General features: G+C 65.9%; 15 protein-coding genes. 10 read left to right on the top strand and 5 right to left on the bottom strand.

Going from position 1 to position 13,525, the window contains the following annotated elements; translation table 11 throughout:
* Nucleotides 1–54 precede the first annotated feature (54 nt).
* Together V8683_RS11955 and V8683_RS11950 are read left to right on the top strand one after the other, a co-directional pair.
* A complete protein-coding gene (locus V8683_RS11955; RefSeq protein ID WP_411191202.1) occupies nucleotides 55–744 on the top strand; it encodes a FadR/GntR family transcriptional regulator in 690 nt (229 codons plus the stop codon).
* Between the two features lie 58 nt (nucleotides 745–802).
* On the top strand, nucleotides 803–1,858 hold the full coding sequence (locus V8683_RS11950; protein WP_411191201.1) for an alpha/beta hydrolase: 1,056 nt from the start codon (nucleotides 803–805) through the stop codon (nucleotides 1,856–1,858).
* Between the two features lie 118 nt (nucleotides 1,859–1,976).
* Here V8683_RS11950 and phaP read toward each other — a convergent pair whose 3' ends face one another.
* From phaP to V8683_RS11935, 3 genes are all read right to left on the bottom strand, one after another.
* Nucleotides 1,977–2,528 carry a TIGR01841 family phasin gene (gene phaP, locus V8683_RS11945; protein WP_411191200.1) on the bottom strand — a complete coding sequence of 184 codons (552 nt, stop codon included), beginning with the start codon at nucleotides 2,526–2,528 and terminating at the stop codon, nucleotides 1,977–1,979.
* A gap of 310 nt (nucleotides 2,529–2,838) precedes the next feature.
* Nucleotides 2,839–3,108, bottom strand: a complete 270-nt coding sequence (locus V8683_RS11940; protein ID WP_411192503.1) for a helix-turn-helix domain-containing protein — start codon at nucleotides 3,106–3,108, stop codon at nucleotides 2,839–2,841.
* Nucleotides 3,109–3,112: 4 nt separating this feature from the next.
* On the bottom strand, nucleotides 3,113–3,445 hold the full coding sequence (locus tag V8683_RS11935) for a type II toxin-antitoxin system RelE/ParE family toxin (protein WP_411191199.1): 333 nt from the start codon (nucleotides 3,443–3,445) through the stop codon (nucleotides 3,113–3,115).
* Between the two features lie 250 nt (nucleotides 3,446–3,695).
* Between V8683_RS11935 and V8683_RS11930 the strand changes: the two genes are divergently transcribed.
* The 3 genes from V8683_RS11930 to V8683_RS11920 all read left to right on the top strand — a co-directional run bounded on the left by V8683_RS11930 (nucleotide 3,696) and on the right by V8683_RS11920 (nucleotide 6,140).
* Nucleotides 3,696–4,313: a cytochrome b gene (locus V8683_RS11930; protein WP_411191198.1), complete on the top strand. Its 618-nt coding sequence runs from the start codon at nucleotides 3,696–3,698 to the stop codon at nucleotides 4,311–4,313.
* An 18-nt stretch (nucleotides 4,314–4,331) separates the two neighbouring features.
* Nucleotides 4,332–5,834 (top strand): glycosyltransferase family 2 protein, encoded by a 1,503-nt coding sequence (locus V8683_RS11925; RefSeq protein ID WP_411191197.1) that lies wholly within the window; start codon nucleotides 4,332–4,334, stop codon nucleotides 5,832–5,834.
* Between the two features lie 135 nt (nucleotides 5,835–5,969).
* Complete coding sequence (locus V8683_RS11920; protein ID WP_411191196.1) at nucleotides 5,970–6,140, top strand: hypothetical protein; 171 nt, start codon at nucleotides 5,970–5,972, stop codon at nucleotides 6,138–6,140.
* 82 nt (nucleotides 6,141–6,222) lie between these two features.
* Here V8683_RS11920 and V8683_RS11915 read toward each other — a convergent pair whose 3' ends face one another.
* Entirely contained in the window at nucleotides 6,223–6,456 is a 234-nt protein-coding gene (locus V8683_RS11915; RefSeq protein ID WP_411192502.1) for a DUF2459 domain-containing protein, read from the bottom strand.
* Entirely contained in the window at nucleotides 6,457–6,942 is a 486-nt protein-coding gene (locus tag V8683_RS11910) for a hypothetical protein (protein ID WP_411191195.1), read from the bottom strand. It lies immediately after the preceding gene.
* A 277-nt stretch (nucleotides 6,943–7,219) separates the two neighbouring features.
* Between V8683_RS11910 and V8683_RS11905 the strand changes: the two genes are divergently transcribed.
* From V8683_RS11905 to V8683_RS11885, 5 genes are all read left to right on the top strand, one after another.
* A complete protein-coding gene (locus V8683_RS11905; RefSeq protein ID WP_411191194.1) occupies nucleotides 7,220–8,626 on the top strand; it encodes a circularly permuted type 2 ATP-grasp protein in 1,407 nt (468 codons plus the stop codon).
* A gap of 74 nt (nucleotides 8,627–8,700) precedes the next feature.
* Nucleotides 8,701–9,654 carry an alpha-E domain-containing protein gene (locus V8683_RS11900; RefSeq protein ID WP_411191193.1) on the top strand — a complete coding sequence of 318 codons (954 nt, stop codon included), beginning with the start codon at nucleotides 8,701–8,703 and terminating at the stop codon, nucleotides 9,652–9,654.
* A gap of 58 nt (nucleotides 9,655–9,712) precedes the next feature.
* Nucleotides 9,713–10,513 carry a transglutaminase family protein gene (locus V8683_RS11895; protein ID WP_411191192.1) on the top strand — a complete coding sequence of 267 codons (801 nt, stop codon included), beginning with the start codon at nucleotides 9,713–9,715 and terminating at the stop codon, nucleotides 10,511–10,513.
* A gap of 67 nt (nucleotides 10,514–10,580) precedes the next feature.
* Nucleotides 10,581–11,447: a peptidase gene (locus V8683_RS11890; RefSeq protein ID WP_411191191.1), complete on the top strand. Its 867-nt coding sequence runs from the start codon at nucleotides 10,581–10,583 to the stop codon at nucleotides 11,445–11,447.
* Nucleotides 11,448–11,585: 138 nt separating this feature from the next.
* Nucleotides 11,586–13,298, top strand: a complete 1,713-nt coding sequence (locus tag V8683_RS11885; protein ID WP_411191189.1) for an acid phosphatase — start codon at nucleotides 11,586–11,588, stop codon at nucleotides 13,296–13,298.
* The last annotated feature ends 227 nt before the right edge of the window (nucleotides 13,299–13,525 follow it).

Here is a 13,525-nt window from a genome sequence, read left to right as displayed (position 1 = left end):
CGTATGACTTACAATTAACAACATTCCTGACAACTCAATAGCGTGCGTCCGAACATGGCTGAGCAGAAGGCGCCGAACATGCCGGCGCGGATTTACAGCGACATCCTGAACCGCATTATCGAAGGCGAATACAAGGAAGGGGAGCGCCTGCCGACCGAGCACATGCTCGCGGAGCGCTTCGCGACCTCGCGGCCGACGGTGCGCGAGGCGCTCGCGCAACTGCGGGCGGACGGCATCATCGCGACGCGCCACGGATCGGGAACCACGGTGATGCGGCGGCCGGACCCGGACGTGCGCCGCTTCGCGCCGCTCGAAAGTTTGTCGGACATCCGCCGCTGCTACGAGTACCGCATCGTGGTCGAAGCCGGCGCGGCGGCGCTGGCCGCGCAGAAGGCCGACGACACCGACCTCGAAGCCATTCAGCGCGAGTGGGACAACCTCCAGACGATCATCGAAACCTCGGGCATCGGCGCGAAGGACGATTTCGCGTTTCATCTCGCCGTGGCCCGCGCGTCGAAGAATCCGTTTTTCATCACCGCGCTCTCGGGCATCCAGGAGCAGATGGTGTTCAGCATGAACCTGTCGCGCAACCTCTCGCTCGTGAAGTCGATCGAACGCCAGCGCGTGGTTCAGCAGGAACATCTCGAAGTGCTCGAAGCGGTGCGTGCGCGCGATCCCGAACGCGCGTCGCACGCAATGCGCGCGCACCTTGAACGCGCCGTCAACCGCATGTTCGGTTCCTGACTCGCGGCACCCCTTCTTTTTCGGCTTTCCGGTTGTCCTTTCATGAGGAGCGGCGCCGATGCTGCGTTCGACGTTTCTGCAGGGCATGGCGCTGGCCGCGGCACTGGCCACGGGGTCGGTGCTTGCCGGGCCTGCGGGTACGCCGCCTCTCCATGCCGTCAAGGTGATCGCCTCCGCGCGCCTGCCGATCGATACGCCGCAGGGCCACGCCGAATTTCCGCTCTATGTGAGTGAGGACTGGACGATTCCTCAGCCGCGCGTGACACGCGTGGTGATCGTGCTGCACGGGCGTTTGCGCAACGCGGACGTCTATTTCCGATCGCTCGAAGCGGCACGCGCGGCCGCGCACGCCGATCCCGCGACGCTGCTGCTGATCGCGCCGCAATTCCTCGCGGGCGTCGATACCCGCGCGTTCGCTTCACCCGCCAACCTGCTGCGCTGGCACGGCGACGCCTGGATGGATGGCGGCCCGGCGGCAGGCGCCGTGCCGGTGAGTTCGTACGCGGTGCTCGACCGCATAGTCGAGCGGCTCGCCGACCGGCATCGCTTTCCCGCGTTGAAGTCGGTGGTGTTGGCGGGCCACTCCGGCGGTGCCCAGTTCGTGCAGCGTTACGCCGAGGCGTCCCACGCGGCGGATGCGCTCGCGGCCGCCGGCATCGACGTGCGTTTTCTGGTGGCCAATCCCTCGTCGTATGCGTACTTCGACGCACTGCGTCCCGACGCGAGCGGCTCACCGGCGCCATTCGATGCGTCGCGCTGCCCCGGTTTCGATCAGTGGAAATACGGCATGGATGGACGCCCGGCGTTCATGCAGGACCGCACACCGGCGCAGATCGAGACGGACTACGTGAAGCGGCGCATCGTCTATCTGATAGGCGGCGACGACACCGACCCGGCGCAGCCCGCACTCGACAAACGTTGCGAAGCCGAGGCGCAGGGGCCGCAGCGCATGGCGCGTGCGCAGGGTTTTTTCCGCTACCTGCAGGGGCGGCATCCGGAGGGGCTGAATCAGTCGATGGATATCGTGCCGGGCGTGGGCCACGACGGCAGACGCATGCTCACGTCGGCGTGCGCGCTGGCGACGATGTTCGATACGGGAAGTTGCGTCGACTGACGGTCCAGGGGGACGGCCGTCAGAGGGATGCTGAGGGGGAGGTGAGTAAGGCGCGACGGGCCGGTTTCGTGCGAAACCGGCCCGCCTCTGACGGCCGCCGATGACGACGGCTTCTGGCTTACGCCGTTTGCTTCGTGGCGCGAGTCGATGCCTTCGCGGCAACCTTGGTGGCAGCCTGGAAGTTGCTTTCGGCGAGTTCGACGGCTTGCTTCGCTGCCTTGTTCACCGACTCATACGCCGAGTTGGCGGCGTTGAACGCCGTCTTGATCGCGGCGACGGCGCTTTCCGAGCCGGCCGGTGCGTTCTTCGCTGCGCTTTCGACGAGCGACTGGACAGCGCGCTGCTGCTCCGCGAGGTGGGACTCGGCGGCGCGGGTGAATTCCGACTGGGCGGCCGACACGATGTCGTACACGCTGCGGCCATAAGCCAGCGCCTTTTCCGCGGCGGGTTGCGCGAGGTTGGCCTGCACGGCGAAGAAGCCTTGCGGGTCCTTCGCGGAGAACGCTGCCTGAGCCTGTTCCTGGCCTTGCGCGAAGACGTCGCGCGCGGTCTGGATGTTCAGTTCGGCGAGCTTGACGGCGCTGTCGAACGCCTTGTTCGTGAGGCCGAAAAGGGTCTCGAGGCTGGCTTTCTGGCTGGCGGCGAATTGTTCGGGAGTCGGCAGAGTCATGTCTTCGTTCCTGATGACGAACCGGCGGGGCGGTTCCGTTTGGAAAATGGGAAAACGTTCGAATCGATCGCCGTCCCGCCGGTTTGGTGCGTTGCAGCAATCTGGACTCCATGATAGCGCACCAGAATGGTGTGTCAAGAAATATTTGTGCGATGCAGCATCACGCCAGATAATTGATTCGTATGGAAAATGCGTGGTGCATGAGATGCTGACGGCAGCACCCTGGGGACGGTGTGGTCACTTCGTTCCGGCCGTCAGCCTGGTTTCCGGAAGGGCTTTTCGCCAGCCGGCTTCTTGTGCCTGCGGGAACTCAGACCAGCGAAATCCGCAGCGTCTTGCCGCATGCCGCAGCGTACCTGCGGAGCGTATCGAGGGAGGGCGAGTGTTGGCCGGACGCCAGCGCGCGCTCGAGGCGTGTCACGGCGGGTGCCTTGGTGCCCATGCGCTCGGCCACCTGTGCCTGGCTAAGGCCGGCTTCATGGCGGGCGGCCAGCATCTGGTCGAGCAGGGCAAACTCTTCGCGATTCAATCGGTCGTACTCGGCCCGCGCTTCGGGATCGGCGAGGACCCGTTCGCGCATTGCTTTAAACGTCCCCACTTTTAACCTCCTGCAGTCGTTTGCGGGCAATTTCCAGTTCTTTGCGCGGTGTTTGTTGCGTCTTTTTCACGAAGCCATGAAGCATCACGATGCGTCGATCAACAACGGCGCAGTAGAACACTCTGGCGATACCTTCGGGGCTCTTGAGCCGTAGTTCGAACAAGCCTTCTCCCATCGCTTTGGTGTGGGGTTCGCCGAGATTCGGCCCGTACTTTTCCATGCGCTCGGCAAGGGCAACGAAGCGGACTGCAAGCATTTTGGGTAGGGCGTAGAGACTGCGCTCAACCCGTTCGCTGTAGAAGTCGATCAGGTATCTCATGCCGATTATAGTAACAAATATGTTATTTCGCCAGCATGGGCCGGAGGAACCCGATTTGAGTGGCGTCAAGCCTGTGAGCGACTTTCGAGGACTGCGGGCTCTCGTCGTCCGAGGCCCCAAGGCCCGCCACCGCTTTCTGCAGCAGAAACCGCCTGGGCGCATAATGCGGCTCGTTGGCGCGCGGCATGAAGGCATGGAATAAACCGCCCGCGCCGAGCGTTACCCTCACTGAACCGCCCAGGCTAGCCACGTGAAAACCTCCCTTTCCGCTGAGTCCGGCTTCAACGACGTCCCTGCCGCCGCGCAGAAATACACGCGCGTTGCTGTGCTGCTGCACTGGCTGATCGCGCTCCTGATCCTCACCAACGTCGTGCTCGGCCTGACCGCGGCGCTGTTGCCCGACGGCACGCTTTCCGATACGAACATCCGCCTCGTGATCGACACGCACAAATCGATCGGCATCACCGTGCTCGGTCTCGCGATCCTGCGCGTGCTGTGGAGGCTCACGCATCGTCCCCCGCCGTTGCCCGCCGAATTTCCAGGCTGGGAGCGTGCGGCGGCGCATGCCGCCCATATCGCGCTCTACGTGCTGATCTTCGCAATGCCGCTCACGGGTTGGCTGCACGACTCCGCGTGGGTCGCCGCGGCCTCGCATCCCATGTATCTCTATGGTCTCGTGCCCTGGCCGCGCATCGGCTTCATCATGAGCCTGGACCCGGCCACGAAGGATCAGTTGCACACGCAGTTCGGCGCGCTGCATACCGCCTGCAGCTATGCGCTCTACGGCGTGCTCGCGTTGCACATTGCGGGCGCGCTCAAGCATCAATGGATCGATTGTCATTCAGTGCTGCGCCGGATGATGCCGTAAGCCACGCAAGGGAAAGTCTTGAACAACACGCTTGAACAGGCGCTCGCGCGCACTTCGCCACGCCTTGCGCCGCCGCCCACGCCGCTCGCGAGCATCATGATCCACCTGGGCGTCATGGTGCTATGGTTCGTGCTGTTTGCGCGCGCGTTCTTTCTGCAGGGCGTCGTTGCGTGGTCAACGGGTATTGCCTATGTCGTGTACGACACGCTGCTGCTGCTGTTCGTGGCATGGAAGGCGGCCGTGCTGCTCAGGCCGCCGAGCGATATTGCCGTGGCCGATGCGGCGGCAACTGAAATGGCAACCGCGGCCGATGGCGGAGCGCCGCCCACGCTCGGCGTGATCGTGGCGGCGCACAACGAGGCGGCGGTGCTGCCGATCACGCTCGACGCCTTGTTTGCGCAGACGCTGCCGCCGCAGCAGATCGTGATCGCCGACGACGGATCGACCGACGGCACGGCGGCGCTGCTGACCGAACGCTACGGCCTGGCCGACCCGGGCGAAGGCCGCCTGAGCCCACCTTCCGCACAGTATCCGAACCTGCGGTGGCTGAAGCTGCCGCACGGCGGCAAGGCGCGCGCGCTGAACGCGGCGCTCCTCGCGGTGGATACGGACACGCTGATGACCGTGGACGCCGACACGCTCCTCGAACCCGATGCCTGCGCGGCGATGGCCCGCGCGTTCGGCCGCGAGCGTGAGCTCGTGGCGGCGGCGGGGCTGCTCACGCCGGTGTGCAACACGTCGCTCTCCGGCCGTTTTTTCCAGTGGTTCCAGACCTACGAATACATCCGCAATTTCATCTCGCGCTTTGCATGGATGCGCGCGGACAGCCTGCTGCTGGTCTCGGGCGCGTTCGCCTGTTTCCGGCGCGACGCCGTGACGGCGGTGGGCGGCTTCGATCCGTACTGTCTCGTCGAGGACTACGAGCTGATCCATCGTCTGCGCCGCCATTCGGCGCACGAGGGCCTGGGCTGGGACGTGCGCGTGATCGGCGCGGCGCGCGCGCGCACCGATGCGCCGGGCACGCTCGCGAGTTTTCTGCGTCAGCGCCGCCGCTGGTTCGCGGGTTTCCTGCAGACGCAGTACTGGTATCGCGACATGACCGGCAACCGCCGCTACGGAAAGCTCGGTCTGCTGATGCTGCCGGTCAAGGCGTTCGATACGGTTCAGCCCATCTACGGGCTCACCGCGTTTGCGCTGCTGCTCGGCTTTCTCTTCGACGGCCGTTTCACGATCGTGCTGCCGGTGCTGGGCGTGATCGTCGGCAAGATCGCGATCGACCTCGCATTTCACCTGTACTCGGTTCACCTGTACCGGAAGTGGAGCGGCGACCGCACGAGTTCGAGCTTCGGCATGGCCTTTCTCGCCGCGATCTTCGAGCCGTTCTCGTTCCAGTTGATGCGACACATCGGGGCGGCGCTCGGCTGGCTGCATTTCCTGTTGGGCCGTCGCAAGTGGGGCGTGCAGGAACGCACGGGCCTCACTTCGCCGGGCAACGGCGAGCGGCCGGCGCCGTTGCGCTGAGGGTGCCGGGTTTCCGGGCGCGAGGGAACGCGGTCCTGCATTCGTCTGAGTTGAGCGGCATCCGGCTTGCTCTCTGAAAGGTGCTGCCGTCACGCAACGGAGCGTGGCGGCTTCAGCCGATCCCGGAGAGTCCACATGCAACGCTCGAGCCTCATTGCCCTCGTCTTGCCGCTTGCGCTGGCGGGCTGCCTTTCGTTCAGCAGCAGCGACCCGAATCCGCCGCCGCGCGAGACCGTGGTCGTGCCCCAGCCAACGGCGGTGCCTGCGCCGCCTCCTCCGGGTACGACCTGCGCTGCACCGTGTTGATCGCTGTATCGTTGCTTTCGCCGGCACGCGCCGCCATGCATATTCATGTTGCCAGCGGCGGCTAACGGCCCGGTCGCCGGCGTCAGGGACTGGCCTCGTCGGGCGCGCGTGCCGCGGCCGCGCGCGTCTCGCGCATCAAATGCCCCGCGAATGGCGTGTCCGCCACGCTCGCAAGTCCCGCCGAGCGCAGGGCGCGCGCCGTCCATGTATTGCAGGTGTGCAGGGCGTCGTAAGTCCCTCTCGCCGCGAAATACAGGCTGCCGGGATAGGGGCCGTCCGCGAGGCGTTGCGGCTCGTCTGCGCCATTCGTCTCGATCTAATCGCGCAGGAAACGCTGGAGGCCTTCGAGGCCCGCGTCTCCCACCGGCGCTTCGACCACGTTTTTCTCGCCGAACGCGTCCTCGGGCGTGGCCCGCAGCACCGTCATCAGGATCGCCGCACGGCTCGGCAGAAGTGCGCCGAGCATCGTGAGCGGATCGTGCCTGCGCCCGACCACGTACTGCCGTTCCCCGAAGCCGAAGCACAGCACGGTCGCCCCGTCGAAGCCGTGCGCGAGGTCGAGTGCCCAGGCGCCGGCGTCGCGCGTGCGCAGGCATACGTCGGTATGCCAATCGCGCCGGACGACGGCAACGAACGTGTGCGCGACACCGGCCTGGCCGGGATCGACGGCGGCGGGCATCGGCGTATCGACAGACGCGCACGCGCTCAGGACAGCCGCGCACGCGCTCAGGAATGCGCCCAGAACGGCTACGCACGCGCTCCGTACAAACAGCGCGAGCCAGCCCGCGCGACGTTCATCCATAGAAAAAGACTGCTCTCGCGAGACGCTACCGCGCGTCGCACGCGCCATACCCGGCGGCCGCGCGCACCACATTGGGGCGGGTGCGCCACGCATGCGCCGAAGCGGGCGCGTTCGACTTATCATCGTCATCGACGGTGCACCATTCCTGCGCAGAATTTGCGATCGCACATGGCATATCACTTGCTTTTCTGGCAGGACCGCAGCGCGCATGGCATGACGTCGCAATCCAGCGGCGGCATGCGCAAACGCGGCTGCATTCACGCGCGAGAACAAGCCGATGCAAGTCTATGACGAGATGCGCGAAGCGGGCGCGGCGCGCCCGCACTACGAGCGGTTCCAGCGCTGGCTGGAGCGCCAGACCGCCGAAACGATGACACGCAAGCGCGCGGAGGCGGACCTGCTGTTCAGGCGGGTCGGCATCACGTTCGCGGTCAACGGCGACCTGTCCGGTACCGAGCGGCTCATCCCGTTCGACCTCATACCGCGGGTCATACCGGCCGACGAATGGGCGCTGCTGGAAACGGGCCTGCGCCAGCGCGTGCGGGCGCTCAACCTGTTCCTCCACGACGTCTATCACGAACGCAATATCGTGCGTGCCGGCGTGATTCCGGCGGAGCAGGTCTATACGAACGCGCAGTATCGGCCCGAGATGCAGGGCATCGATCTTCCGCTCGGCATCTATGCGCATATCGCGGGCATCGACATCGTGCGCGACGGCCGCGATGGTGCGTTCTACGTGCTCGAAGACAATCTGCGCGTGCCGTCCGGCGTCTCGTACATGCTCGAGAACCGCAAGATGATGATGCGGCTTTTTCCCGAACTGTTCGTTCAGCACAAGATCGCGCCCGTTGCGCACTATCCGGACCTGCTGCTCGACACGCTGCGCACTTCGGCGCCCACCGGCGTGGACGATCCCGTCGTCGTGCTGCTCACGCCCGGCATGTACAACTCGGCGTACTTCGAACACACGTTCCTCGCGCAGCAGATGGGTGTCGAGCTCGTGGAGGGCAAAGATCTCTTCGTAGAGGATAACTATGTATTCATGCGCACGACCCAGGGGCCGCGGCGCGTGGATGTGATCTACCGGCGCGTGGACGACGATTTTCTCGATCCGCTCGCATTTCGCGGCGATTCGGCGCTGGGCGTGCCCGGTTTGCTGACGGCGTATCGCGCGGGCCGCGTCGTGCTGGCGAATGCGATGGGCACGGGCGTGGCCGACGACAAGTCGATCTACCCCTACGTCCCCGACATGATCGCCTTCTATCTGGGCGAAAAGCCCATCCTCAACAACGTGCCGACGTGGCAGTGCCGCCGCCCGGACGACCTCGCCTGGACGCTCGATCATCTGCCGGAACTCGTCGTGAAGGAGGTGCATGGCGCCGGGGGCTACGGCATGCTGGTGGGGCCGGCCTCGACGCGCGCGGAAATCGAGGCGTTTCGCGAGCGGCTGCTCGCGCGCCCGGGCAACTACATCGCGCAGCCCACGTTGTCGCTCTCGGCGTGCCCGACCTTCGTCGAGGCGGGCATCGCACCGCGCCATATCGATCTGCGTCCGTTCGTGCTCTCGGGCAAGACGATCCAGATGGCGGCCGGGGGACTCACGCGCGTCGCGCTCAAGGAGGGTTCGCTCGTCGTCAATTCCTCGCAGGGCGGCGGCACCAAAGATACCTGGGTGCTTGAGTAACGTCGCGAACCACTTCGCGAATGACGTTGCGAACGAGTTCGCACGCGTAACCCCGACCCGTATAAGGACCGACCATGCTGAGCCGTACCGCCGATCACCTGTTCTGGATGGCCCGCTACATGGAGCGGGCCGAGAACACCGCGCGCATGCTGGACATCAATCTCAAGGCGCTGCTGCTGCCTCGCAGCGCGGACAGCGAGGCGCGCACGCACCGCGCGATGCTGCGCATCTCCGAACTGGAGCCCGCGTTCGACGCGCGCCACGAAGAGGTGACGAGCTCGAACGTGCTGCAATTTCTCGTCGCCGATCCGACGAATCCTTCGAGCATCTATTCCTGCCTGCTGGCGGCGCGCGAGAACGCGCGCGCCGTGCGCGGCACGCTCACGACCGAATGGTGGGAGACGATCAACGAATCCTGGCTGCAGTTCGCCGAACGCCTGCGCGGCGACGAGCTCTCGGTCCACCCCGAGACGCTGTTCGAATGGGTCAAGTTCCGCTCGCATCTGTCGCGTGGCGTGACGCTCGGCACGGCGCTGCAGGACGATGCGCTGTTCTTTACGCAACTGGGCACCTTTCTCGAACGCGCTGACAACACGGCGCGCATTCTCGACGTGCGCTTCGTGGAGGTGCAGGAGGCCGACTCGCGCTCGGCGGCGCGACAGCTCGAAGACTTCTATTACTGGACGTCGATCCTGAGTTCCGTGTCGGCCCTCGAAATCTATCGCAAGGTCTATCGCGACGTGGTGACGCCCGCGCGCGTGGTCGAGCTGCTGATCCTCAACCAGCAGATGCCGCGTTCGCTGCTGGCGTCCATGGAGGGCGTCTGCACGAATCTGACCATGCTGCGCACCGGCGCCTCGCGCGAAGTCGAACGCACGGCAGGCAAGTTGCGCGCCGAACTGCTCTATGCCGATCTGCGGCAGATTTTTTCGGTAGGCGTGCATACGTTTCTCACGCAGTTCCTCGCGCGTGTGTACGAACTGGGCAACCAGGTCGCGCGCACCTATCTGATGATGCCGGTAGAGTAGGCACGCGCCTGCACGGCACCGGTCGTTTCCGTCATTGTGGAACCAGAGGATTTTCGTCATGCAGCTCGCCATTCGCCACGACACCGTTTACCGCTACGAAGCGCCGGTGCACTATTCGATCCAGCAACTGCGGCTTTCGCCGCTCACCACGCCCGCACAGATCGTCACGCAATGGCTCGTGGACGCGCCCGGCAAGCTCGAAGCGGGGCGCGATGCGTACGGCAACGCGCTGATGACGCTCGTGCTGACGCGTCCGCACCGGGAAATCCGCCTGCGCGTGCGCGGGCAGGTCGAAACGGTGCCGCTGACGGAGGGCCGTCTGCCGGAAGGCGAGGGACCCATTCCGATGCAGCACTTTACGTCGCCCACGCGGCTCACCGAGGCCGACGCGGCGCTGACCGACTTCGCTCAGAGCCTGCCGGCTCTCGGCGACGCGGGCGCATTGCTCGACGCGGCGGCGCGGGTGGCCGAGCGCGTGCGCTACGAAGCGGGCGTGACGGACGTGACGCACTCGGCTGCCGACGCGTTTGCGCTCGGCCGCGGCGTGTGTCAGGATCACGCGCACGTGATGCTGGCGCTGTGTCGCGCGCGGGGGGTGCCGGCGCGTTACGTCAGCGGCTACGTCGATCCCGGCGACGTGCCCGAAATGGCGAGCCACGCGTGGGTGGACGTTTGGCTCGACAACGGCTGGGTGACGGTAGACGTCACGCACGCGTGTTTCGCAAGCGAAAAATACTGCCGGATCGCGGTGGGGCGCGATTACGAGGCGGCGGCGCCGGTGCGCGGACGGCGCGTGGGCGGGGTGGGCGAAACGATGGACGTGAGCGTGCAGGTGAACGTCGAGGCGTCACAGCAATAGAATAGTTTTCTCGATATAACAACGGAAACCGCTGCGAGGGCAAGCGGGGGCAGGGCGGAGGCCTGGTATGACGTATTGCGTGGCGATGGCGGTGGAAGAGGGGCTCGTGTTCTTGTCGGACACGCGCACGAATGCGGGTGTCGACCACATCAGCACATCGCGCAAGATGACCGTGTTCGAGGACCCGGGCGAGCGCGTGCTGGTGCTGCTCGTGGCCGGCAATCTCGCGATTACGCAGGCTACGCTGCAAGTGCTCACCGAGCCGCACGACGGCACGCGTCCTACGCTGTGGAATGCGCCCACGATGGTCGAGGCCGCGCGCGTGGTCGGCGAGGCGGTGCGCGAGGTGCACCGGCGCGACGCCGAGGCGCTCAGGAGCTTCAATGTCGACTTCAATTGCAGCTTCATCCTTGGCGGGCAGTTGCGCGGACAGCCGATGCGGATGTTCCAGATCTACGCGGCGGGCAATTTCATCGAAACGTCGAGCGTCAATCCCTACTTTCAGATCGGCGAATCGAAATACGGCAAGCCGATCATCGACCGCGTGCTGACCCCGGACACACCGCTCGGCGAGGCCGCGAAATGCGCACTGATTTCAATGGATTCCACGCTGCGCTCGAATCTCTCGGTCGGTCTGCCGCTCGACCTGCTGGTCTACGAGCGCGACTCGCTGCGCGTCACGCGCTACGCGTTGCTCGACCAGGACAACGAGTACTTCCAGATGATCCATTCGACCTGGGGGGCGCGCTTGCGGCAGGTCTTCGGCGAGATTCCCGATCCGCTCTGGGCCGAAACGGCGAGTGTGCCGCGCGGCGAGCGCGCGAGCCTGCCGGCGGTGCCGCGGCCGCTGCCGGATGGGCAGGCGCCGCAGGCGCGTCCGGCGCAGACGCTCGCGCAAGCGCAGCCGCAGCGGGGCGCGCCGGGCCAGGACTGACGCGATGGCCAGCAAGCTGCCGCGGAAAGTTCACCGAAGCGGCCGGCATGCAGCCTGCCCCGGCAAGAACGGAAACGGTATGCTCACTCTCCTGAACGATGGCGCGCAGCGGCGCGCGTGATCAGGAGAGACAGCCCGATGAAGCAAAACGACTCGCATCCCGGCAACGACAACGAGGAGCGTCCTCTGGACGCGCAATCCGCACCCGCCGGTCCCGACGATCCGGCGCGCCGCCGGGTACTCACGGGTCTTGCGGCGGTTGGTGTAGGGATTGCGCTCGGCGGCTGCCAGACGGCCGAAGACAGTGCGTCGGCCGCGCCGCGCAGTGCGGCCGACCTGCGTATCGACGCGGCGCTGCGCGACCAGGTGCGCCACATCGTGGTGATCTACGCGGAGAATCGCAGCTTCGTCAATCTCTACGGCAACTTCCCGGGCGTGCAGCATCCGCTCGCGAACGTGAGCGCCGAGCGCTACACGCAGCTCGACCGCGACGGCCAGACGCCGCTCGCGCAGTTGCCGAAGATCTGGGGCGGGCTCGTGCCGCAGGCGCAGGAGCTGGACGGCAAGCGCTACATGATCGCGGAGCACGCCATCACCGGCTTGTCGAACGCGCCGTTTCGCATCGTAGACGCGCAGGGGCAGCCGTTGCCGAACGGAATCATCACGCGCGATCTCGTGCATCGCTTCTATCAGAACCAGATGCAGATCAACGCGGGCCGCAACAACCAGTTCGCGGCATGGGGAGATTCGGGCGGCCTCGTGATGGGCTATTACGAGAACTCCGCGCAGACGCTGCGGCTCTGGCGCCTCGCGCAGCAATACACGCTGTGCGACAACTTCTTCATGGCGGCCTTTGGCGGATCGTGGCTGAACCATGTCTTTCTGATCTCGGGCCAGGCGCCTTACTATCCTGACATTCAGAATAGCCCGGCGAAGCACCTCGTCTCCGTGGTCGAGGGGGACGATCCGCGCGGCACGCGCCTGAAGCCGGCGCCGGACTGCCCCGCATCGGCGCTCGCCGGGCCGCCGAAGTTCGTCCGCGACGGCCTTTTCACGCCCGACGGCTACGCCGTGAACACGATGGCGCCGCCGTATCAGCCGAGCAGCGCGCGGCCCGCCGGGGACGGCAATCCGGCTCTCGCCGACCCGTCCGACCCGCGCGTGCTGACGCCGCAGACATACGCCACGATCGGCGACCGGCTTTCGGCGAAGGGCATCGACTGGGCCTGGTACAGCGGTGCCTGGCAGTACGCGCTCGACCATCGCGACACCGGCGCGGTGCCCGATTTCCAGTATCACCACCAGCCGTTCAACTACTTTGCCAACTTCGCCCCGGGCACGGCGGCGCGCGCGCGGCACCTGCGCGATGCGGGCGTGGGCGACGATCCGTCGACCAACCGCCTGCTCGCGGACATCGACGCCGGACGGCTGCCGGCCGTCACGTTCTACAAGCCGCAGGGCAACCTCAACATGCATGCGGGGTACGCCGATGTCGAATCGGGCGACCGGCACGTCACGACGGTGATCGAGCACCTGCAGCGCAGCCCGCTGTGGGCGAACACCGTGATCGTGATGACGCACGACGAGAACGGCGGCTGGTGGGATCCGGTCGCGCCGCCCATCGGCGACCGCTGGGGCCCGGGGTCGCGCGTGCCCGCGCTCGTGATTGCGCCGTTCGCCAGGCAAGGCTATGTGGATCACGCGATGTACGACACCACCTCGATCCTGCGCTTCATCACGCGCGTTCACGGCTTGACGCCGCTCGAGGCCGTGGCGGCGCGCGATCACGCGTTTGTCTCGCGCGGGCAGACGCCGCCGGGCGATCTTACGGGGGCGCTCGCGCTGGCTTGAGCGCGATGAACTTTCCGGCGGAAGTTATCCCCAGGGTTTTGCACCGATTCTGTGGAAAACTCGTCGTGCGTTCGCGAACGCACGTCAACCCCAAGCGGACGGCGCGATTCCGCTTGTCCCGCTTGTCCCGTTTGTTGCGCGCTCACGCGATTCCGCCCGATAATCGCTGCTGATACGGCGCCTGACGCGGCAGCGCGCGTTGCCGGTCCACCCCACGCCATTCTCTG

This window comes from Paraburkholderia sp. AV2 (assembly GCF_054968425.1).
The sequence above is the reverse complement of the archived record's forward strand: the minus strand, read 5'-3'. Positions and strand labels throughout refer to the sequence as shown.

Coding starts and splice junctions, on each gene's coding strand:
- V8683_RS11935 (WP_411191199.1), bottom strand. CDS start 3,445: ATGAGATACCTGATCGACTTCTACAGCGAACGGGTTGAGCGCAGTCTC.
- phaP (WP_411191200.1), bottom strand. CDS start 2,528: ATGACTCTGCCGACTCCCGAACAATTCGCCGCCAGCCAGAAAGCCAGC.
- V8683_RS11905 (WP_411191194.1), top strand. CDS start 7,220: ATGCAAGTCTATGACGAGATGCGCGAAGCGGGCGCGGCGCGCCCGCAC.
- V8683_RS11885 (WP_411191189.1), top strand. CDS start 11,586: ATGAAGCAAAACGACTCGCATCCCGGCAACGACAACGAGGAGCGTCCT.
- V8683_RS11890 (WP_411191191.1), top strand. CDS start 10,581: ATGACGTATTGCGTGGCGATGGCGGTGGAAGAGGGGCTCGTGTTCTTG.
- V8683_RS11900 (WP_411191193.1), top strand. CDS start 8,701: ATGCTGAGCCGTACCGCCGATCACCTGTTCTGGATGGCCCGCTACATG.
- V8683_RS11920 (WP_411191196.1), top strand. CDS start 5,970: ATGCAACGCTCGAGCCTCATTGCCCTCGTCTTGCCGCTTGCGCTGGCG.
- V8683_RS11950 (WP_411191201.1), top strand. CDS start 803: ATGCTGCGTTCGACGTTTCTGCAGGGCATGGCGCTGGCCGCGGCACTG.
- V8683_RS11895 (WP_411191192.1), top strand. CDS start 9,713: ATGCAGCTCGCCATTCGCCACGACACCGTTTACCGCTACGAAGCGCCG.
- V8683_RS11940 (WP_411192503.1), bottom strand. CDS start 3,108: ATGCGCGAACGGGTCCTCGCCGATCCCGAAGCGCGGGCCGAGTACGAC.
- V8683_RS11910 (WP_411191195.1), bottom strand. CDS start 6,942: ATGGATGAACGTCGCGCGGGCTGGCTCGCGCTGTTTGTACGGAGCGCG.
- V8683_RS11955 (WP_411191202.1), top strand. CDS start 55: ATGGCTGAGCAGAAGGCGCCGAACATGCCGGCGCGGATTTACAGCGAC.